The sequence below is a fragment of the Allorhodopirellula heiligendammensis genome, assembly GCF_007860105.1.
In the GTDB taxonomy this organism is placed as follows: Bacteria; Planctomycetota; Planctomycetia; order Pirellulales; family Pirellulaceae; genus Rhodopirellula; species Rhodopirellula heiligendammensis.
In genome coordinates, this window is record NZ_SJPU01000001.1 from 1,649,523 (window position 1) to 1,672,005 (window position 22,483).

Annotated in this window: 13 protein-coding genes; 7 read left to right on the forward strand and 6 right to left on the reverse strand. The window is 57.5% G+C overall.

Translation table 11 applies throughout. The annotated features are described in order from the left end of the window. Positions 1-23 precede the first annotated feature (23 nt). The 3 genes from Poly21_RS06215 to Poly21_RS06225 are packed head-to-tail and all read right to left on the reverse strand — an operon-like array spanning position 24 to position 3,866. Positions 24-788, reverse strand: a complete 765-nt coding sequence (locus tag Poly21_RS06215; RefSeq protein WP_146406039.1) for a C39 family peptidase — start codon at positions 786-788, stop codon at positions 24-26. Then, positions 785-3,223, reverse strand: a complete 2,439-nt coding sequence (locus Poly21_RS06220; protein ID WP_367302528.1) for an efflux RND transporter permease subunit — start codon at positions 3,221-3,223, stop codon at positions 785-787. The genes Poly21_RS06215 and Poly21_RS06220 overlap by 4 nt, the downstream gene beginning before the upstream one ends. A gap of 46 nt (positions 3,224-3,269) precedes the next feature. Continuing rightward, complete coding sequence (locus Poly21_RS06225) at positions 3,270-3,866, reverse strand: signal peptidase II (RefSeq protein ID WP_302117801.1); 597 nt, start codon at positions 3,864-3,866, stop codon at positions 3,270-3,272. A 360-nt stretch (positions 3,867-4,226) separates the two neighbouring features. Between Poly21_RS06225 and Poly21_RS06230 the strand changes: the two genes are divergently transcribed. The 4 genes from Poly21_RS06230 to Poly21_RS06245 all read left to right on the forward strand — a co-directional run bounded on the left by Poly21_RS06230 (position 4,227) and on the right by Poly21_RS06245 (position 12,717). After that, complete coding sequence (locus Poly21_RS06230) at positions 4,227-6,128, forward strand: sulfatase family protein (RefSeq protein WP_146406042.1); 1,902 nt, start codon at positions 4,227-4,229, stop codon at positions 6,126-6,128. Positions 6,129-6,352: 224 nt separating this feature from the next. After that, the gene (locus tag Poly21_RS06235; protein WP_146406909.1) at positions 6,353-10,990 is read left to right on the forward strand and encodes an outer membrane protein assembly factor BamB family protein; all 4,638 of its coding nucleotides are present in this window, start codon (positions 6,353-6,355) and stop codon (positions 10,988-10,990) included. After that, positions 10,987-11,619 carry a nicotinate-nucleotide adenylyltransferase gene (nadD, locus tag Poly21_RS06240; RefSeq protein ID WP_146406043.1) on the forward strand — a complete coding sequence of 211 codons (633 nt, stop codon included), beginning with the start codon at positions 10,987-10,989 and terminating at the stop codon, positions 11,617-11,619. Before Poly21_RS06235 ends, nadD begins: the two co-directional genes overlap by 4 nt. Before the next feature lie 33 nt (positions 11,620-11,652). Continuing rightward, entirely contained in the window at positions 11,653-12,717 is a 1,065-nt protein-coding gene (locus tag Poly21_RS06245; RefSeq protein WP_146406044.1) for a type I phosphomannose isomerase catalytic subunit, read from the forward strand. A 271-nt stretch (positions 12,718-12,988) separates the two neighbouring features. Here Poly21_RS06245 and Poly21_RS06250 read toward each other — a convergent pair whose 3' ends face one another. Beyond that, positions 12,989-13,903: a fumarylacetoacetate hydrolase family protein gene (locus tag Poly21_RS06250; RefSeq protein ID WP_146406045.1), complete on the reverse strand. Its 915-nt coding sequence runs from the start codon at positions 13,901-13,903 to the stop codon at positions 12,989-12,991. Between the two features lie 226 nt (positions 13,904-14,129). Between Poly21_RS06250 and Poly21_RS06255 the strand changes: the two genes are divergently transcribed. Then, a complete protein-coding gene (locus Poly21_RS06255; protein WP_302117805.1) occupies positions 14,130-14,948 on the forward strand; it encodes a sugar phosphate isomerase/epimerase family protein in 819 nt (272 codons plus the stop codon). A gap of 279 nt (positions 14,949-15,227) precedes the next feature. Here the strand turns inward: Poly21_RS06255 and Poly21_RS06260 are convergent, their stop codons facing one another. Both Poly21_RS06260 and Poly21_RS06265 read right to left on the reverse strand, forming a co-directional pair. Then, positions 15,228-16,853 (reverse strand): vWA domain-containing protein, encoded by a 1,626-nt coding sequence (locus Poly21_RS06260; RefSeq protein ID WP_146406046.1) that lies wholly within the window; start codon positions 16,851-16,853, stop codon positions 15,228-15,230. Positions 16,854-16,881: 28 nt separating this feature from the next. After that, positions 16,882-17,466, reverse strand: coding sequence for a DJ-1/PfpI family protein (locus Poly21_RS06265; protein WP_146406047.1), 585 nt, complete (start codon positions 17,464-17,466; stop codon positions 16,882-16,884). A 282-nt stretch (positions 17,467-17,748) separates the two neighbouring features. On the opposite strand from Poly21_RS06265, the gene Poly21_RS06270 reads away from it, so the two are divergent. Together Poly21_RS06270 and Poly21_RS06275 are read left to right on the forward strand one after the other, a co-directional pair. Continuing rightward, on the forward strand, positions 17,749-19,575 hold the full coding sequence (locus Poly21_RS06270; protein WP_302117807.1) for an outer membrane protein assembly factor BamB family protein: 1,827 nt from the start codon (positions 17,749-17,751) through the stop codon (positions 19,573-19,575). A 260-nt stretch (positions 19,576-19,835) separates the two neighbouring features. Then, entirely contained in the window at positions 19,836-22,481 is a 2,646-nt protein-coding gene (locus tag Poly21_RS06275; protein ID WP_146406048.1) for a DNA gyrase subunit B, read from the forward strand. The last annotated feature ends 2 nt before the right edge of the window (positions 22,482-22,483 follow it).

Genomic DNA, 22,483 nt, shown 5'->3' on the forward strand with positions numbered 1-22,483 from the left:
CCATTGCCAGCAAATAGGCTTGATTAAAAATCTGATCGCGGAACGATCGTCATGATATTGGCGTCGTACGTCACAATGCCAAGCAAAATGGCGGACGTCAATCGGGAGAGCGGCGCAGCGTACTTGTTCGTCGGCGCCATCGGGTTGGGGTGCAGGGGATCGGCAATCAAAACGGAGGTTGTCGACGGATCATAGCCATGCAGCACGACAAAGTGCCCCGACGGGTCGCCATGAATATCGTCGGGGATTGCTTCGACCCGGCTGGCATCGACGGCCTCGATCCGCTCACGCCGCTCATGATACAGGTAGGTGGCACTGAGCCCACAGAGAATTGGGATGCCTCGGACGAGCGTATCGACAATCAGTTTTTCGTCGAGCGGCTGCATGCGAATGCGACCCCCGAGACTCAGGAATTGCAGATACGCCTCAGTGGCATTGAACAACCGCAATTGATCCACATCCCGCCGCGTTCGCTTGGCCGTCCATTGAGCCTGGAGTTTTTCGGTCATCACGTCGCGGGAAAGCATCTCGCCATCGGCGTCAAACCAGGTCGGATCAAAAAATTGCAGGTTGTAAGTGACCATTTCAACGTCGTATCCGCGGGCCAACGCGTCGCATGCCAAGTGCACCGCCAGGGTCCCGCCGCTCTCGAGTTCGCCGATCGCCGTAATCAATTCCCTCAAATCAACATGAGATCCCCAATAGTCGTAGACGGCCGCCAGGCATGTCGGGCCACAACTCGTGTTGGTCGGTTGAGTTTGAATCTCAAGTTCGAGGGAATGTTTCATGCACGTGGTCTACTGGGGGATACCGACGAAAATACAACCATGGCTGGCAACATGGTTAGATTCGCAATCGCTGAGAGCGTCAAGGTTGCCGCGACAAGGAGCCCGAAAGTCGCCGTGGGCACAAACGGACTCGTCACCAAAACTGCGAAACCGATCACCAATGCCATGCTCGCCAGTAAAACGGGAGCTCCTAAATCTGCCGCTGCATTCGTTGCTGCGGTTTCCGCCTTCTCGCCGGCAAACCGGCGACGCTGGTAGCCACTCAAAAAATGGATGGAACCATCGATCGATAAACCGATTGAAACGGCGCCAATCATGGCTGATCCTAGATCGAGCTGCCCACCAAACCAACCCATGCAGGATAGCACCAGGAGGATCGGAAGGGCGTTGACAATCAGTGAACAAACCGTCAATCGCCAATCAGCGGTGACAATGAGCAGCAGCAACCCCACCGCAGCGAGCGCGACAGCCAGGGCCGTCCATTGGTCACGCACGAGACTGGCAACTAAGCGAGACATCAATACCGAGTATCCTGTCACAACGCCCTCTCCAGTTTTGTCGTGCGCCTGCGAGCTGTCCAATTCATGGGTGGCGAAAGACGAATCTGTCGCTGTCTCAACGGTACGCTGGACCGCCGCCATCAAAGCGGACTTTTCGCGTCCTGATAGCGACTCATCGCTCCGGAGCATGATCCGCATCCGGCGCGGCTGCGTGGGCTCACTGGCGGTCGGAAAACTCAGCAGGGCTTCGGCAAATGCGGGGATCGCTGCGCGCATGGCCGACAAGCGAACTTCGGGGGGGACGAACGATAGCATCGTGACTTGCTCCGCCACGGCATCGGCATCGGCGAGACTGAGTACCTTTCGCAACCGCACGCCGCCCTTGCTAGCGGAACGAGCGTCGTCGGATGGAACCTCGATCGCTCGCAGTTGATCTTCCAGCTCCCGCACGCGTTGCAAATATTCAGGCGTGATTCGAGCCGGTGCGGGTAATGTGACGTCCCAGACGCCCGCGCCGCCTAAGCGATCCTCGACACGCTGGTAGGCGTGAACGATCGGGCTGGAGGGGCGGAAATTATCGAGGAAGCTGGAGTTCGTCTCTAACCTCATCACGTACAGCGTCGAGCTGACCAACAGCATAACCGACGCGATTGTCAGGGGCTTTTGCCAACGCACGCTACCGCGAGCGAACCAGAGCAGAAGCCGATGGAATATCGATGTGCCGGTCTGTGGTTCCCTCGCATACGGTGGATGCTGGCGAGCACGGAGGCTGAGCCAAGCCGGTAAACTCAGCATCAAGGGCGAGAACAATGCCAGCGAAACCATGACGCAGCACGCTGCCGTGGCGGTCATCACGCCAAACTGGGCAACCGGTCGTACATGTGAAATCGCCAGAGAGGCAAAGCCTGCCGCGTCGGTGAGGCATGTGCAGGCGATGGGAATGGCGAGCACGGCGATGACCCCGCCCAACGTTGCTCCGGGGGTGCGATACCGCACGGCTAAGTGCATAATCGCCGCCACGACGATCACAGAAATCAATGCTAGCAAAATGGTAGATACCAGCGACATCTCCATGCCAGCGACGACCATCAACGCACGGGTGGCGACCGTCGACCAGACAATGCAGATCGCCGACAGCAGTACAATGCGAAGGTCCCGCATGGTTACTAGGATGACGATGCAGAGCAGTCCGATGGTGCCGATGGCCAGCCGTCGGCCATCCGCCACGATCAAGTCAAAGGCATCCTCTAACAGCACCGGTTCGCCCACTAACAGAGCCGCCGACGAGGCTGGCATGGTGGCGGCGAGACTGCGGAGCTGTCCGATCGTTTCGCTCACTCGACCCGGCTGGGACAGTGTATCGCTACGGAGCATCACGACGATCGACGCCGTCTTCTCATCGAAGCTGTGCGTGTAGCCCGCAAATAAATTGCGAAACTGCACCGCGACCGGATCGCTGTTTTGAAAGAGTCGCTCAGCTGGCGGGCCGGTTGTCGTGGACGTCGGAGTGAATGCCGCTGGAGAGAATGCGGTTGACAAAGATGGGCGCAAGTAGCGAAATGCATCGACCAATTTGGCGAGCGATAGCACGCCCTCGACCCCTGCCATCGATTCAACTTGCTCCGTCCAGCGGCGGCTGCGGGCAAGTCCCTCGGTGGTCATCAATTGCTCATCGTCGTACACCCACATGACGACGAGGTTGCCTCCGAATTGCGACTGCATCCGGTGGTAGTCCAGGATCGCAGGATCCGTGGGTGAGAACATGGCGGAGAGCGACCGGTTCATTGTTAACCCGGCCTGCAGATACACCAGTGGGACGAAGCCGATGGCACCGATCGCTAGCAGCCACCATTTCCAGGCGACGAGCTGTGTGGCCAATCGATCAGCCGATCGGGCCAGCAGAGCGGGACGATCCGGCACAGGACGATCCGACACGGGGCGTACCGCGGGGGTGCGCCGTCGGCGTGCGACTCTCAACAGCCTATGCCACTTCAGCATCAGGATCCGCCTCAGGCGGCCGCGACAGCATCGCGGCAGGCGGGAAGAAAATCGATTGCACGACGAGCATGACTGCGCCGATGACCAGCAAAGAGTCTGCGATATTGAAGTTGGGCCATTTCCAGGCGTCCGAAGCCTGCCATAGGATCCAGTCTCGTACGCCGCTTTTCCACTCGACCGGGTACCCCTCCTGCCACCACAAACCTAATCGATCATAGAGGTTACCGAATATCCCGCCGGTGACGCAGCCCAATGCAAACGTCAGCCAGGCCGATGTGGCCGCCTTGAAACAGAACAGCCAGAGCAAAATTCCTACCAACGCCACCACCGAAATTCCAGCAAACATCATCCCTTTGCCGGCCCCAATGCCAAATACGGCACCGATGTTGACTGCCGTTTCGATACCAAAGTAGCCATCGATGACCCAGTAGACGTCGCGTTGCCCAGGCAACCCCCGCCACTCGAAAATGGCTTGTTTCGTCCACAGATCTAGCCCCGCGCCGATCACCGCGAGGCAACCGAACATGAGATAACGCGACGGCGGGACAGCGATAGCAGAGGGGGGCGGGTTGGCTTGCATGGGACGGGTTAACCGGGTGCCGATGAGATTGGGAGGGTAGCTCGCGACGAAGAATACACTTCGACGGCCATTCTGTGAACAAGAAAATCTCGTTAGCGATCCCATGCTCCCGACTCTCCGTTACAATCGACTCCATGGCGCATGGAACCCGCGGCCAGCGCCGGCGGATCACGAAAGCCACACCACGCCGACCACCTTCCCCACGCGACTTCGTTTCCAAATTTTTAATTTCTGTGAATTCTTATGAGCCAGTTCAGGCGATTGTTCTTCCGCAGACCGCAGTCCTCATTCTCTCTCCCGCAAGCGTTCTGTCGCTCACGAGTAGAGACTCCATTCGCACGGGGTCTCTTGACGGTCTTCATGCTGCTCGCCGCACTGCCCGCTAACGCAGAAACCACCGCACCGCCTGACGCCGATGTCACGCCTCCGCAGCCGAATATCCTATGGATTATGTCGGAGGACAATTCAAAACATTATCTCAGACATTTCGACGTCCATGGCGTGGCGACACCAGCGATCGAGTCGATGGCAGCGCACGGCATCACGTTTGATCGGGCGTTTTCCAATGCGCCGGTGTGCTCGGTCGCCCGCACGACGTTGATCATGGGATGCTACGCTCCACGCATCGGGGGCCAGTATCACCGCGCGCTCCAGCGTGTCTCCCTGGCGCCGGATATGGAAATGTTTCCTGTCTATTTGCGTGACGCTGGCTACTATACGACCAACAATAGCAAGACCGATTACAACGTGTTGCCTAACGAGCAGCCTTGGGATGATTCGAGTAAAAAGGCTTCGTGGAAGAATCGCCCAGACCCCGAAACACCGTTCTTTCATGTCCAGACCTTTCCGCAATCGCACGAAAGTAGATTGCATTTCAAGCTCGAGGCCTTGGACAAGCCGACGTCGTTCTCTCAAGCCGACGTGGTTGTGCCGCCCTATCTCCCCGATACCAAACTGACTCGTTTCACCGCCGCATACTACCGGGACCAGATCAGCAAAATCGATGAGCTCGTCGAGCAGACACTCGCGGAATTGGAAGCGGCAGGCCAACTCGAGAACACGTTTGTGTTTTATTTTGGTGATCACGGCGGCGTCCTGCCGCGATCCAAGGGATATGTTTTTGAAACAGGTTTGCACGTGCCCCTCGTCGTGCGTGTTCCGGACCAATACAAAAAGATGGTCGATCGCGATCTCGGTTCTCGCACGCCCGGGTTCGTTTCCTTCATCGATTTTGGGCCCACCGTGCTGAGCCTCGCCGGGGTGGAATTACCTCAGGGGATCGATGGCCAGCCGTTTCTGGGCAGTGATCTATCGGCGGCCGAAGTTGACGCACGCGATTTCACCTTTAGCGACGCCGATCGGATGGACGAGAAGTATGATCTCGTACGGGCGGTTCGGGTGGGCGATTGGAAATACATTCGCTACTTTGAAGCTCAGTATCCGAATTCACTCAACAATGAGTATCGTTATAAAATGCTCGCCTATCAGCAATGGCGGGACCATTCGCGAGACGCCTCACTGCCACCGGAACAGCTGGGCTTCTTTCAGTCTCGTCCCGTCGAAGCCCTGTTTGATCTGTCGGATGATCCAGACGAGATCAACAATCTGGCGACTGACAAGGAGCACGGTGGTAAACTGACCCAGATGCGGCGTTTGCTGAGTGAGCATTTAAAAGAAACTCATGATCTTAGTTTTGTTCCGGAATCGGTGTTTCTACGTCAGGGATCAGGCAACCCGGTTGAATTCGGCAACCACCAGGCTGCTGCCATTACGATGTACATCGATACGGCGAATATCGCTCTGCAGCCTTGGGATCATGCCACGACACAGCTAATCACCAGTATGAATTCAGGCGACCCATGGGTTCGCTACTGGGCTTTTAACGCGGCCAGTTCGATGACGGCGTCCGACGAAGCAGCACGAACGGCTGCAGCTGACGATGCCACATTGGTGCAACTGGCCGAGCGAGCGATGCTCGATCCGCAACCGCTCGTCGCCGCTCGTGCCGCCGAGTTCCTGGCCATTATCGGAGCGATGGATCCACGTGAAGTGCTCGTCCGCTGTGTCAAACGCAGTCATGGCGAAGCTGAGGTGTTGCAGATCCTCAATATCGCGACCTTTATCCATGCCGATGGTCACGGCGAGTTTGCAATTGACGCCGACGCCTTTGAGGTTCCGTTTCGCGTCGGACCCCAGAGCGAAATTTCGCGAAGATTGCGTTATTTCAACGAGACGAAAGCCGCTGGTAGATCGAAGCCATGAGGTTTCTGCAGCCACCGTTCATCGCTGCTTCTTGATAAGCTGCGCTCCGATTCTCTTCGTTCCCTGACATAGCTGTGAGACGTTTTGTGAAATTGACTGCGAAGCCTTTTCGTCGTGGCACCCAGCCGGTATTGCCGGTCGTGACATTGCTGATAATTGGATTGGCGGGCTCACCGTGTGTCTGTTCCGCCCAGGGGTTGTTTAACAGCTCTCCTGTCTCTGGCATGGCCGAGTTTCTGCCGCCTCCTCGCAGCGTGCGGCAGCAGATACGAGAGGCGAAGGAGGCGATTGCGCAAGAACAGTACGCAGATGCTGTGCTGCGATTGGGTGATCTGTCACGTCGTCTTGGAAAGGACACGTTGCCCGAGACGGCGCAGGATTATTTCCTAGACCATGTGCCTGTCAGTGCGGCTCGAAACGCCGCCTCGAGTCAAGTCGAAGGGGGGCGGGGCGACGAAGACAGGGTCGATGACCCCAGCGATGCGAATACGGTATTGCGACTAGTGCGAGAAATGATCGGGCAGCTACCGGAGCCTGCGATGGAAGTTTACGAACTTCGGTACGGGCCTTTGGCGACAAAGATCCTCAGCGAGGCGCAGCCGACGCGGGATTGGCAGGCCGTCGAACAGGTGCGGCGAGAATTCTTTCACACCAAGGCAGGTTATCGGGCCAGCTACTTGTTGGCGACGCGAGAGTGGTTGCTGGGCAATCCCCTCGCGGTCTCGCTGCTGCTCGATGATGTGGTGGGTCTGCCCCGAGCGGTCGAGCAGCTCGGTGACGAAGTGGTTTGGATGCACGCCGGTGCCAGTGTGTTGGCAGGCCGACCGCTGCAAACTCCGACTCGACTGCCTGCTGATTTTGTTCCGACCGAGACCGTCGACGCTCAGGCATCTGCTGGCGGGACGACTGAGTGGGAATCCGCTGTGCAGGCGAGATTCTCGGAGATGGCCTTCACGATTGATCCGGCAGCGGAGAGTTATCCCTATCTGGGTGGACGTCCCAACCGCAGCGGATTTTCGGAAGGTGAGATGCCCCTGAGCAATCCCCGGTGGATGCTCGAGACCTCGGGCAGCCCCCGTCAAGAACGCATGATCGAAGCGGAGACGGCGCAGTTGAAATCGAGCGGCCAATTGCCGCCGCCGTCGTGGATGCCACTGCGAGTGGGAGACCAATTGCTGATGCGGACAACCCAGCGGTTGATTGGTGCCGATTACCGCACGGGTAAACGCGTCTGGCAGTATCCATGGTTCGATCCTCCCGAAGAACTCGCCGCCTTGGACAATGAAGATTCCGTGGACCTACGTGAGGAAGAAGATCCCAAAGATATTTTGGTGCAGCGGGTTTGGAACGATGTTCCTTACGGCCAGGTATCGAGTGATGGCGAGCGGGTTTTCATGATCAATGATCTAGGGGCGATCGAGACCGAACGTATCAATCCGTTTGGGATGCGCGCGACGAGTGCTGTCCAAGCTAGCAAGAACACGCTTGTGGCGCTGGATCTCGCTACGGAGGGCAAGTTGCTGTGGCGACTCGGTTCAGCGGAAACGACGCCTTCACCTTTCTCCGAAGCGTTCTTCTTGGGGCCACCGCTGCCGGTTCGTGGCCTGCTGTACGTCATGGCTGAAATGGCCGGTGAGATTGTCTTGGTCTGCCTGGATCCGCTGGATGGTAGCGAAGTGTGGCGGCAGGTTTTGGTGTCCGTCGAAGCGAGTGGGATCACGACCGATCCCGTCCGACGCGTCGCGGGAGCGACGGTGACCTATCACGAGGGATTGCTGATTTGTCCTACCGGAGCTGGCATTACGGTGGCGGTCGATCTGATTGATCGGACGCTGCGCTGGGCCAACGAACATGCACGCAACCGCGAATTCACGCAGAACGCGTTTCGCCAGCCCGTTGACCTGCCCATGAGCCAACTGAGTCAACGTTGGGCAACGTCCGTTGCGATCGGTCACGGCACGAGCATCGCGCTGACGCCCGTGGAATCCGATCGCATGATTGTGGCTGACGCCGTCACCGGAGTCGATCGTTTTCGTCCGCAACCACGCGGCAAAAATTTGTATTTGGCCGGAGTCCGTAACAACCAGTACCTGATCGTTCGCGCCGATCGCGTGATGGCATTTGATTTACAATCCGGCCATGAGATTTGGAGCACTGCCATCGACCTGATGAGCCCTGGTCAACGAGTTTCTGGCCGAGGGGTGTTCGGTCCCGCAAGTTATTTCCTTCCAACGACCACCGATGAACTGATTGAGATCGGCTTGGAGTCCGGCCGAGTTCTGTCACGCCGTCAAACACGCTTCCCCCTGGGCAACCTTGTCGCCATCGACGGTGAAGTGATTTCGCAAGCCACGTCCACCCTTGCGGTAGCGTATGGCGAAGATACTTTGCGGCCTCACGTCGATCGCATTTTAGCTGCGGAGCCCGATGATTTTTTTGCGATGATTCGCAAAGCCGAACTATTGATGGAGGACAACCAACGCGATGCCGCGCTCACGCTGCTTGCGAAAGCACGCTCGATCGATCCCGAGAATATCGAAGCCATCACGCTATCAGTCGAAGCGATGCTCAGTAGCCTGCGTGACCAACAGGACATTTCTACCGACGACCTGGACACGCTGCGAGAGTTGATCGATCGACCTGAGGAACACGCCGAATTGTTGGTGTTGCAGATCGAGCGTTTACTCAAGCCGCTGAAAGTATCTCCGGCTCCAGCGGTCGTTTCATCGTCAGACTTGAATCAAGCACTGGATTTGCTGCTCGAACTTTCATTGTTGACGATCGAACGACCGAGTTTGGCAAGCCAGAATGCGACACTATTTTCCCATCCTACACGTCAATTTACGCTGGACGCTTGGCTGACGGCCCGTGTCGCCGAAGTGGTTGCCATTGCCGAGGACGCCACACTCGCTGAGTTCGATACCCGGATGAGAGAACAACTGCAGAGTCGGATTCGCCCCAATCGCATGACATTGAACCGAGTTGTGGAGCACTTTTCTCCGCTTTGGCGTGCGGTGGATGCGTTTCAGCGGAGTGTGATCGATCAATCGCATCAGCAGGGCGACGCTTTGGTGACCGAGCGATTGATTTGGGGCACGCGACTAACGACCGACTCAGGTGCAGCGGAACTCGACACAACGAGCTTGCTGACACTCGCCGAAGCGTATAGTTTGGCGGGATGGGGCGAAGATCGTCGCTACATTGGACAGATACTGCAGCAGAGAATTCAGGAACCAGATGCTGCGCCGGAGGAGATTGCGGAGATCGCCGCGGTCCTCGATGAGTTCCAGGTACGCGGTGCGGTACGAGTTGATCCGGAGTCTTGGCCCCGCGGGCACGTCGAACTGCAATGGGAATCGACGCGACTGCCACAGACCCAGGCACTCATATCCGATCGACGGTATGCCCGAACGACCCGGTTGATGGGGCGGCAAATGTTGGGATGGCAGGCCATCAGCGACAACAGCCCCCTGTCGCTCTTGGATCACGACGGCATCAGCCATCCGATTTCTGTCGAGGGACTGACCAATCGCAATTCGAGTGACAAGGAGGTCACGATCAGTGGCGGTCTGATGCTCGTATTGACCCCCTCGGAATTAATTGCAATTGATTTGTTTCGGGTGCTCTCACCAGGCGCAGATGATGCAGTACGCTGGCGTCAGAGCCTGCGTCCTGACGGTCAACCCGTCGCTAAACGACGTAGTGAAACGTCCAAGTTTGGTGATCAGATTTATCGCTACGTTTCCAATTCGCCAACAGCCAACGCGGACGATGCGCAGCTCCGGCTAGGTCCTGTGCTCGGCGATCGGCTGTTTTTATTGCAGGGCCGCGATTTGATTTGCTACCACACCGTCACCGGTGAGCAAATTTGGCGTACTCAGACAGCAATTCCCGGTAGCGGAGTCGTCGCTGGTGAAGGTCGGGTCGCGGTGGTGAGTGAACGGGCAAACCAAGTTGCCTATTTCGATTGGTACGATGGGCGAGAGATCGTCACTGTGCCGCTCGACGTCGAATCCGTGATCGCGACAGCCGGACGGCACGTGCTGATGGTGAAAAAAGCCAGTGAGCAGGAGGGCGATGTTGAACTCTACGATCCCTATTTGCTCGAGATTGTCGACGGCATCTCGCGTGAAAGTGTGCGCAGCCGGATGGCATCACCGATCAATTTGACAGATGAAGTCCGATCGACTGCCCACGGTGAGTTGGTCGGTGGGCGATACATGGCCCTGCTGGACGATCAAGGACGCGCAACGATTTGGGATGTTTTGTCCGGCGCGGCTCTTGCCGATGTCGAGATTCCCCTGCGGCCGCGTTTGTCAGGACTCTCTGTTGTGCAGATCCGTGATCGTTTCCTATTGATGCCACGCTGTGAGTTGCCTCCGCCACCTGATGAGGAAGGTAACATCATCACGATCCCCAGCGGTATGTCGGTACAAGACGTGACGAGTGTGCATTGTGTCAAAGTGCCCGACGATGAGCCCCAGTCGGAGGCGAGTTTGGCGTGGTCGGACGTTTTCGATCAGGCCCGCGGTGTGACCACCTACCAGCCCTGGTTGACACCAATGCTCATGTTGGTGCGGCGTCAAACCTACATTGATAACGCCGCGACCAGACGGCATGAGCTGGATATCTGGACGCTTGACGTGGACCGTGGCAAGACGCTCAATGAGTTGCTTGGCAAGAATATAGGCAGTCGCAATGTGCGTATCGAAACGCAAGTTCGCTTGCTGCCTCAACGCCATCAAATCTTTGCTACGATTCAAAGCCAACTGCTGACGTACACGTTCTCGGATCAGAAGTCGGAGCCAGTTAATTCAAACGAATCCGAAACGAGTGAATCCGAGACGAGTGAAACGCCATGACCAGTAGGTCGGGGGTCGGCGTGTTTGGGGGATCGTTTGACCCAGTGCATCTTGGGCATTTGTGGATCGCTGAGGCGGCATTGGAACATTTGCCGGTTGACCACGTGCGGTGGGTGCCCGCTGCGACGAGTCCGCTCAAGCCCGCTGGACCGGTGGCTAGCAATTCGCAGCGTCTGTCGATGTTGCGGCTCGCTCTTGCGGGCCAATCCGGACATGTCATCGATACGCTGGAACTCGACCGGGACGGCATTAGCTACACCGTCGATACGCTAGAAGATCTGCGTGCTGCGTTTCCAAGTCGACCCTTGTTTTTAATCATTGGTGCCGATTCGTTAGCAAGTTTTGCTCAGTGGGAAGCACCCGAGCGACTGTTGCAACAGTGTGTCCTGGCAGTCGTCCGGCGTGGTGGAGTGCCCTCGCCCGACTACAGCATCCTCAACCGATTTGCCTCGGCGGAGCGAGTCGACCAGTGCCGCAGCGCAGAAATCATGATGCCGCAAATCGAAATCAGTAGCAGTGACTTGCGTCAGCGAATCAGCCAGGCACGCTCGATCCGATTTCGTGTTCCCCATCCGGTGACCGCTTTCCTGGACCATACCGGCCTCTATCGCGAACAGGTTCGATGCTAGACGCCGATCGTCGTCCTTGAATGTGGATTGGCAATGAGCCATATTCTGTTGTGTTTCCCGTTCGATGAATCCGGCAAATTGGTAACCGCTATGACTACTCTTTATCCACTGCGTTTTGAGCCGCTGTTTCGGCAATACCTGTGGGGTGGGCGGCGGTTAGGGACGGAGTTGAATAAGCCGATTGATGATGATGGCGTGTTTGCCGAGAGCTGGGAAATAGTCGATCATGGCGACGATCAGAGTATCGTCGCGAACGGGCCTTTGGCGGGGACGTCGCTGCATGAATTGATCGAGCAGGATGCGACTGCGCTGCTGGGTGATCGCGTCGCGACCGCAATCCGCAGTGAGTCATTGCCCAGCAATTTGCGGAATCGATTTCCCTTACTGCTGAAGATGCTCGACGCCAGTCGCGATCTGTCTGTCCAGGTTCACCCGAACGACGCTCAAGGCAGTCGGTTGGATCCGCCTGATCTGGGGAAAACGGAGGCATGGATGGTGATCGATGCCGTTCCTGGTAGCAAGATTTATGCGGGTTTGAAGGCGGGCATTGATCGGGAAGCGTTCGCTGCCGCGGTGGCAGCGGGACGTACCGAGGAGACACTGCATTCGTTTGAGCCGAGCGTAGGTGATTGCATTTTTATCCCTGCGGGCACCATCCATGCGATTGGGGCAGGATTGCTGGTAGCGGAGATTCAACAAGCTAGCGATACCACGTTTCGTATCTACGATTGGGGGCGCGTCGAAGCAAATGGTCAACCGCGAACGTTGCACATCAAGCAGTCTTTGGATGTGATCGATTTCGAAAGTGGTCCGGTCAGTCCTGTGACACCGGTGCCGGTGGCTAGTGATGCCGCTGCGGTTACTTTGGTGGACTGCGATAAGTTCACGCTGCAGCGATACACGCTCAGTGACTCCCATCGCATCGACACTCGCAACACGTTTCAAGTCATCGCGGTGCTCTCTGGAGCGATTCGAATCGCGGGGGACGCTTCTGCCGATGTGCTGCGCAAGGGTGATACGATGTTAGTGCCAGCCTGTGTGGAGAGCATTCTCATTGATCCGGTCGAGGCCGCAGAGTTGATGGTTGCCTCAGCCTGATTGCGTGGCTGCGTGCACCAGCACAATCTCAGTTTCAACCATCCAAACATCGAAACGAGGGATGGGGCCATTGCCCCGTCCACGACCCATCTCCTGCATGCTCGGGGCAATGATCCCGAGCTGCGAATGAATCAAAGTTCCCCAGGTTGAACGGCCCATCTCGTCCCTCGCTGGCGTCTCGGGTCCGTGATCACAGATTCGAACTGCGAAAGCGACTAGGTCAACAGGCTGCGAACGCCGGCGCGGCTCATTCGCTCGACCGCCTCAACGCCTATTCCACCATTTCGTCGCGGCATGCATTGGTCAGTGGCCCGAGGCCGTCGATTTCAACGCGGCACTGATCGCCGTGTTGGAGGTATCGCGGTGGGACGCGTGCATCACCCACGCCGGGTGGGGTTCCTGTGAAGATCAAGTCGCCGGGCCGTAGCGTGATGAACTTGCTCAGGTGCGAGACCAGCGTGGGGATATCAAAGATCAGTTGAGCCGTCGTGCTCGACTGCACCACTTCCTCTCCAGCCTCATTCCCAAGCACCATCTTGACGCTCACGTCGCTAGCATTACCGAACTGGTCGGCGGTCACGATGGCCGGGCCAACAGGAGCAAACGTGTCGAAGGTTTTCCCCAGCAGCCATTGACCGCCTGGACGACCTTTCTGCCAATCACGCGCCGACACATCGTGGCCAGCGGTGTATCCGAATACAAACTGGAGTGCGTCGGCTTCGCTAACATGACGTGCGGTCTTGCCGATCACGATGACCAGTTCCGCTTCGTAGTCAACTTTCTTGCTCAGTTTGGGTAGCACAATATCTTCACCCGAGCCGATCAGCGTGGAGTTGAATTTACTGAACACGACAGGCTCGGTGGGCGGCTCGGCACCTGTTTCGATGGCATGGTCGAGATAATTCAGTCCAATGCAAATTACTTTCTCAGGGAGGGCGACCGGCGGTAAAAATTTTTCAGGTGCGGTTTGCCATTGAGCTTCGGTTGGCTGTGGTATGCTTTCGATCTGATCGATCGTCCAGTCGAAGATGTCTTTGCTGTTTGCTAGCAATGCTTCGGTTGGTTCATCAATCAGTTTCGCGAGTGGGCAAACCTGCGGGGATTGCGTTGAATCGGCCTCACCGGCACGGTAGAGTGCGAAGCGAACTTGACCTGAAGGTTCCAGGTAACGACAGAATGCGGCCATGATCGAAGCAGTGAAGTGAGTGTGGGAATGGGTGAATGCAGAGCGAGATTTTTATCGTCTTTGCGCGGTGGATGTTGAATATCTTTCGAAACAAATCTTTACACAGCGACACGATCTCGACATACTGCCGACCATCATACCGTGCAGTCGCGGTCGACCCAACCTGCGTGGGATGGGTACATTGGCAGCGTCCGTTTGACTCGCTCTTTTCGCGTGATTCGACTTGATGATGAACACCCTCGCGGTCAATCAGTTATCGACATTTCGATGGGATCTCGAGACAGACGCTCAAGCATATGCCGAACATGGATTCGCTGGCATCGGATTGTTCCGGCCCAAGGTAGAAGACTTTGGTATCGATCGCTGTGTGGAGTTGCTTGCTGACTTAAACTTGTCGGCAACTTCGCTAAGTTGGGCGGGAGGATTCACCGGCAGTGATGGACGTGGTTTCAACGATGCCGTTCGCGACGCGATGTCAGCGGTAACCGATGCTGCGAACCTCCGCGCCGAGACACTCATCGTGCTGGCAGGTGGTCGCAATAATCACATTCGTCGTCACGCTCGACGGACCCTGTGCGAAGCATTGGCGAAGGTGTCGATCGTCGCCGAGGAGTTCGGCGTGCAGATCGCACTGGAGCCCTTTCATCCAGGCTGTGGGCATGAGTGGTCCTTTGTCAATGATCTCGAATCCACTCTGCAGATCATCGATATGGTCGGTAGTCCTAATCTCGGTATCGTGCTCGATACGTACCACGTTGGCATGGACGATGATGTGCTCCGATGGTTGCCGCATGTTAGCCCGCATGTCCATTTGTTGCAGCTGGGAGACGGCCGGCACAGTCCGCTGGGCGAGATGAACCGCTGTCTGCTTGGCGACGGCTGCGTGCCGATCGAGTCGATCGTCCAAACGCTGTTGGATCAGGGCTATCAAGGACCAATCGAAGCCGAGGTGATCGGTGAAGATGTCGAGCCGCTTGAGTATGAGATGGTATTGGCTCACACTCGGCGTTACCTCGATCAGTTGACCCAGTCGAAGGTGCACTAAACGCCACCTGGAGCACGTGGCGTTACTTGTGAGAAAGCAGCGAGTTTCGTTGATCGCGTGAGCCGTTGGGGTGCCAGCCGACGTGATTGGTTTTGTCGGGGGAAAACAAGGGCAAGCTGCCTGTTGATTTACTACCTCGACGCGCCAACAAGGCAGTCCAGCTCGTTCTTCGCTTGCGTTTAAGAATAGTATTGGTGCGTTCGGACAGTGAAAGCAACCAACTCGGCCGGCTGCTCGCTCCCAAGCGGCTGATCAACGAGACGCTGGCCAGTCACGAGCCTACGGTTTGGGGACGTGGCGGTATTGGCCGAAATTGTTTTCGGCGATTCGTCGCATGCGACTCTCACCTTCCCGGCTGTGGTAGCTGATCGTGTGCACGATGCTGATCGGTTTGGTCTCACCGAACAGGTTCGTCACTTTGTTTTCCTTCTGGAGCAAGTCTTCGATGCCTTGGGGGAACTCACCGTCAGACAGCAGGAAGATGACATCCGGTTTGATTCTTTGAAGGGCGTACTCGAGCGGTTCATACGGCGCTTTCCCGCGATCCATTTCCACTCGCATCGCCCAGCTCTTGAGGCGTTGCTTGTTGACGGTGGTGGCTGCGACACTCCGGGATTCGTCCTGGTCGGCGCGGGTGATTCGCATGTAGTCGCACTCGGCGTCAAAGAAGATGACATAGAATCGTTGCTCGGGTTTGAGCATGTCGATGGACTCCAGCAGCGCTCGTCGAGCAGACACGAAGGCGTCCCCCATGCTGCCTGAGCTATCAACGAGATAAGCGAAGTGGTTGCCGCCTCCCTCCACACCGCAGAACTGCATCCTATTATCGGAATCACTCGGAGATGCTTTCATCGCCGCCGAGGAGGCCGCTGCGTTTCGGGAGAACGATGCTAGATGGGGCGAGGGAGTCGTGGCGGCGCCGAGCGAATCCACGCTGACCTTAACGGCCGTCATCTCGCCGAGCGGATCGAGTTCGACAACAGACTCGTCAGGAGCCGTCTCGGACGTCACGGCTTCGGGCTGGGCCGTTTCAATCTCAATCGTTTGAATCACTTCTTCGCTGGGCTCGTTTGCCGACGCCGCCAATGCGATCTGATCTTTGGGCATCACCGTGCTCAGTGTGAACGCTGCCAAGCAAAGGAGCAAAATGAGGTGAACAATGCAGCTGATGATTACCGGTGTGGATCGACGTTGCGGCGCCGCTGGGTCAGTCTGCTCATCGATGGGTTTAATCTTCGCGGAGCTTGTCGGAAGTTTTGCCCGCGTCGGTGGAGTGTCAAGCGTCTTGGCGACTTTCGCTTCCCCAGGTTTCCGCTGCGCTGCTGGCGATCGCGTCGGGGCGGCATCTTTGCTCTCAGTTCGCCACCGGCCGCGAGGTGGTTTCACGCCGCAGTGCGGTCCATCTTGCCGAACGTGTTGATTGTTGTGTCGAGATTGAGCCTCGCGAATCGCTTCCCAGCTCTTGAACCGAGCGAGTGGGGAATGGAGCCTCGAGCCGGAAGCGTTCGATTGCCGGGCCGCAGGAGATCTTGTAGGCTCCAGTGCATCGTCTGGAATTTGATTGGCGAGTTCAGGTGTTCCGATCCCGGGTGTTTCATCGATTCCGAACTCCCTCAGCTGATCGGGAGTGAAGTTCTCGCCGGCATCGATGCGTTCGAGCAGCGATTCGAGTTGCTCGGCAGAGGCATCCAGTCGCGAGGCTTGGGCTTCGAGCCTCGCCGCTTCAGCCTGGCTGCGGACCCGCACGAGTTCGTGCAAGATTTTCGCCCGTTGGTGAATGAACCGATCCGGTTCATGTTCCTCTCCCGCCGGCGGTGGGGCGTCTCGGTCGAGTGCAGCCCGCTTCGCACTTGATGAGAGGGTGGTGGGCGGTCGGAGCGAGCGGCCCGACTCGGGCGAGGTCATGTCGATTCGCTCATGATATTCTCAGGACTTAGGTGGACTCGAGCAGTTCCTGGAACGCCCGGATCCAGGCGGGGTGTGCCGGCCAGGCTGGGGCCGTGACGAGATTGCCATCGACATGGGCGGTGTCGAGATTCTTGCCTGGCGTTACGTATTGGCCGCCCACAGCGGTGATTTCAGGACCCACGGCCGGATAGCTGCTGCATTGTCGCCCGGACAAAACGCCCGCAGCAACCAGGATCTGAGGGCCGTGGCAGACCGCTGCAATGGGTTTAGCCGTATCGGCGAAGTGGCGGACGATATCGAGGACGCGCTCGTTCAGACGCAGATACTCCGGAGCTCGGCCGCCCGGGATGATCAGGGCATCGAACGAAGTCTCGTCGAGATCGGAAAAATCTGCGTTGATGGCGAACCGGTGGCCCGGTTTCTCCGAATAAGTCTGATGGCCCTCAAAGTCATGGATTGCTGTCGCCACACTGTCACCGGCCTGTTTGTCCGGGCACACCGTGGCAACCTCGTGGCCAAGCATCAGCAACATCTGCAAGGGCACCATCGCTTCGTAGTCTTCGACGAAGTCGCCCACGAGCATCAAAATTCTTTTGCTCGAACCAGCCATTCCAATTCCATTGATTTTATGTGGAGAACGTTTGCGATACGATTTTTAGTTTACCCGATCCCGCCAGCAGCGGGGGAGCTCCCGTCAGATAAAATTGGCGATTGCGTTAGGCGTGAACTACAATGAACTGCACTCTTCTCTGAACGGTGTCGAACAGAGGTCTCATCCTCTCCACTCCCTCTCTGGTTCGTCGTTGGACGTCGCCGAGGCGGAATGCACAGGGGCGGCCCCTTTTTTTGAAATCATTTGAACACTTTTCCACTGATCCTTGGATCCACCGCCATGCATTGCATGTTCTCTCAGTCTTGGCTCGGCCGCCGCGTCGGCATCCCCTTGGCCTTGTGCGCCGCGGGCCAGCGTCCGATCGCTCTGCTACTGGCCGGGACGTTGTTCATCGCGAGCACGCCCTTAGCAGAGCAAACCGGTGCGGGAGAACGCGACGTCATGTCGCACGTAGAAATGGACCAGATCGGATTGGTCCAGGCTTGGCGGCGGCACCTTAGCGTGCCCGCTGGCGCTCAGTCGATCGTTGATCACAAACTGTATGCGTTAAAAACGTCGCCCAAGCAGTACGTGGAAGTGATTGGCAAAGTCGATAAGGCCGCCGCTGGGAATTCCGGTGAACCAGCAGAAGTGGACCCATCGGCGACGGCCACGCAGGCCGCGGATGCGGCGGACGCGGTTGCCGAGGCGCCCGTCTATGCGAGGTACTTGCTCGAAATACCGGATCTTTCCGAGTCCCCTGAAGCGGCGGCGCCGGCCACACCCGAGTCGGAGGCGGCGCCACCAGAGACCGCCCGTGAATCGATGCTCGACCGCATGACGAGGAGCGGTCGGGCGACCTTTGCGTCGAGCGGCTTGCTCGACCGTACCGAAGCTGAGCGGCGGGCAAGAAATGATATCCGGCGACTGAAGCGTCGGGGTATCGAGGCGGAGATTCAGTTCCGCGAGGTCCCGACCATCCGCATGTTCACGCTCGCCGATGATGGCACGTTGGAATGCCGCGATGCCGAAACCGGTGAGCTGGTATGGTTGCAGCGGGTGGGAAACCGCACAAAAGGCTATAGTGGATTCGGTGTCGACGATCAATTTCTGACGGTCGTCAATGGCAGCGAATTGATCACCCTCGATAGTGTTGAGGGTGGTGTCTACGACGTGCAACAGTTGGAGTTGATTCCAACGCGGGGGCCACAGCACTGCGGCGACTTCACTGTGGTACCGTCGGTGGGATACCGGATGGTGGCTTATCCGCTTTCCGGCACGCATCACGAGCCATTGACGGAAACCGTTACCGGAGATGCGCTGGCCTCGCCAACCCTTGCGATCGGATCCAATAAACTCGCCTGGGGAACATCCCAGCAATTTGTCTTCGTGCTGGATCTCACGGGCGAGCCAAATATGGATTTCCGCTTGGGCACCGATGGCAACGTCAATGGCAAACTGGCGGCAGCCCCTGGCGATCGTTTCTACTTCGGTTCCGACTTCGGGCAAATCTATGGGTTGCGGGCAACGCGGACGGGGGAGGTCATGTGGACTCGGCCAACCGGTGAACCGATTCATGAGGCGCCGGTGGTTTTCGATGATCGGGTGCTATTTCTCTCCACCGACGGCAACTTAATGTGTGTTGACGCCGCTACCGGCGCTGATTGCTGGGGACGGATGGCCCATGGCGTGCAGTTGGTTATCGGTGTGATCGGAGATCGTATCTACACGAGAACCCTCAGTGGAACGATGGAGGTTCTGGACACAACCGACGGGAAAGTGGTGCATCAGTTGACGGGCGTGCGGCCCCGGATATGGTCAACAAATATTGTCAGTGATCGGCTATATCTGCTCGACAAGCATGGTTCGATCCAGTGTTTGCGGCGCCCCGAGGCCGAAATGCCTACGTTGACTGTGAGTGCCGAAATTCTGCCTGCTGATGAGCCGACTAAGAAAGAAGACAAAAAATCAAAAGCTCCTGCCAAGGAAGCTCCAGATGCCAATGATCCATTCGGTGGCGGGGCGGATCCATTCGGCGGCGGAGCGGATCCGTTTGGTGGCGGTGCCGATCCATTCGGTGGTGGAGGCGGCGATCCATTCGGCGGCGGCGATCCATTTGGGGGTTGAGGGGACTGGTCGTACGTAGCGATCGATCGAACCGAGTTTGGTTAGGTATGCTGTGAGCTGAGCGTTGTCTGGCACGGGCTGTTTCGCCCCGCCCGGCCGCTGGAGCCTCACAGTGGTGTTGCCCGGCCGCTGACGCGTCTCGGCTCGGTAAATTGACAGGCGTTGAGGCGGCCTCACGCTGGAGCCGGATATTTGCTACAATCCGGCCCGATGTTCACGTGTCTTTCGTCCGTGTTTTCCGGCCTCACAGCCGCCGATTTATGAGCGACTCTTCTGCCCCTGATCCTTCCCAGTCCGACGCCCAGAATGGCGGCGCAGACAATCCTGCTGTTGAACCGGTGGCCACAGATCAAGTAGCAGCTGCGGCGAGCGAGGAAAGCCCGTATGTCGCGTTGGTTGCCAATTCCGAATACACTGACAAGGATCTGCAGCACCTCTCGGACCTCGAGCACGTCCGCGAACGGCCGAGTATGTACATCGGGGACACGTTTTCCCGCGGATTGCACCACTTGGTTTACGAAGTCGTCGATAATTCAATCGACGAAGCGATGGCTGGCTTCGCCAAATCGGTGTCCGTTGTTGTGCATACCGATGGCAGTGTGACGGTCGAGGATGACGGTCGAGGCGTCCCGGTGACACGTCACGAACAGCTGTCCGAAGAGCTCGATCGGGAAGTCAGCACGCTCGAGGGCGTGATGACGGTACTGAAATTCGGTGGCAAGTTCGAGAAAGGTGCTTACCAAACCTCCGGCGGTTTGCACGGCGTCGGTGTCACCGTGGTGAACTTTCTCAGTCAATGGGCCGAGGTCGAAGTCAGCCGGGACGGGTTCACGTGGACGCAGGAGTACGAACGCGGGGTGCCGATGGGGCCGGTCAAAAAAGGTCGGGCAACCAAGAAAACCGGGACGAAGACCACATTTAAAGCCGATGGGCAGATCTTCACGACGACGAAGTACGTTTACGACACCCTGCTCAAACGCTTGCAGGAACTCGCGTTCCTCAACAGCGGTGTGCGAATCAAATTCCTCGACGAGCGGAACGGCGAAGGCGGCGATTTTCAGTACAATGAGGGGATCGTTGAGTTCGTCCAGCACCTCAACCGGGCCAGCGACGCGTTGCATGCCGACGTGATCCACATCGTCGGCGCACGCGAGGGTGTCGAATATGACATCGCCATGCAGTACACGACCGAATTTACCGACACAGTTCAGTCCTATGTTAACAATATTCATACGACCGAAGGCGGCACGCACGTTTCTGGATACCGTTCGGCGCTGACACGAACGCTGAACAACTACGGTAAAAAAGAAGGCTTGTTCAAGGCGATCACGCCAACGGGCGATGATTTCCGCGAAGGCTTGACGGCCGTCATCAGCGTCCGCGTGCCTCATCCGCAATTCGAAGGACAAACCAAGACAAAGCTCGGCAATGGCGAAGTCGATGGGATCATCACCAGTGGCGTGGGCGAAGCGCTCTCAAAATACCTCGAAGAGAACCCCAAAGTCGCCAAGACCATCGTCCGCAAAGGGCTGCTCGCCGCTGAAGCCCGCGAGGCCGCTCGGAAGGCAAAGGACCAGCTCCGCAAACGGAAAGACGCACTCGGCGGTGGTGGTTTGCCCGGCAAGCTACGCGACTGCATCTCGAAAAAGATGGAGGAATGCGAAGTCTATCTGGTCGAAGGTGATTCGGCAGGCGGGTCTGCCGAGGGCGGACGGATGCGTGAATTCCAAGCGATTCTGCCGCTGCGTGGTAAGATCATCAACGCCTACAAGAGTCGCGAAGACAAGGTGCTCGCCAACGAGGAAGTCCAGTCGATGATCCAGGCGATCGGTACCGGCATCGGTGTCGATCAAGACCTGACGCGGCGTCGCTATAATAAAGTCATCATCATGACTGACGCGGATGTCGACGGCAGCCACATCCGCACGCTGTTGCTGTGTTTCTTTTATCGTCAAATGTACCAGTTGGTCGCCGCTGGCCACGTCTACGTTGCCCAGCCGCCACTGTTCCGCGTTTCGCACGGCAAATCACGCTATTATGTGCAGAGCGAGGAGGAGATGAAGGGACAGTTGCTCAACCGTGGTCTCAATGACACCGTGTTTGAAGCAGAGGATGGGCGACGGGTTGAGGCCGAGAAAATGCGTGCCTTGGCCGAGGCTCTCGCCAGCATGGAGGATGCTGTCCTAGCGCTCGAGCGGCGGGGCGTCAGCCTGCGGGTGCACGCGATGCGGTTGGATCCCGTCGCAGGGAAATTACCCACCTTCCTGGTGACGTTCCAGGGCGAAGAACATTGGTTCCACACCCTCGAGGAAGTCGAGCAATTCCTAACCGAGCGCGGTGCTCACTTGGACATCGAAGAAGAGACTGAAGAGGGCGTTGATGACGCTGAGAATGCTGGTTCTGCCGATGTAGGAGCAGGCACCGCTGCTGAGTCCGATGCGGCAGCAAACGCTGCCGAGCCCGAAGAGCGAATTGTCGCTCACCTAACCGAACTGCACGAGGTTCGCACCATCAACAGTGGACTGAAAGAACTCCAACCCCTCGGCTTTGGCCTCGACGATCTCATTCCTGCGGACCGTACTGGGTCGACCACTCCCCGATTTGAATTGATCCGGGGCGAAGATATCCGTCGACCGCTGGAGGATTTGCGCGAGCTCCTGCCGGAAATTCGGGCCGCTGGTGAAAAGGGCCTCACCCTCACCCGGTTTAAGGGACTCGGGGAAATGAATGCGGAAGAACTTCGTGAGACGACCCTCGACCCAGCAAACCGCACATTGATTCGGGTGAACCTCTCTGACGCCGGTGCCGCTGACGAAATGTTCCGCCTGCTGATGGGGGACAAGGTCGAGCCACGTCGTGAATTTATCGAAACCCACGCTCTCGATGTCCGCAATTTGGATGTATAACA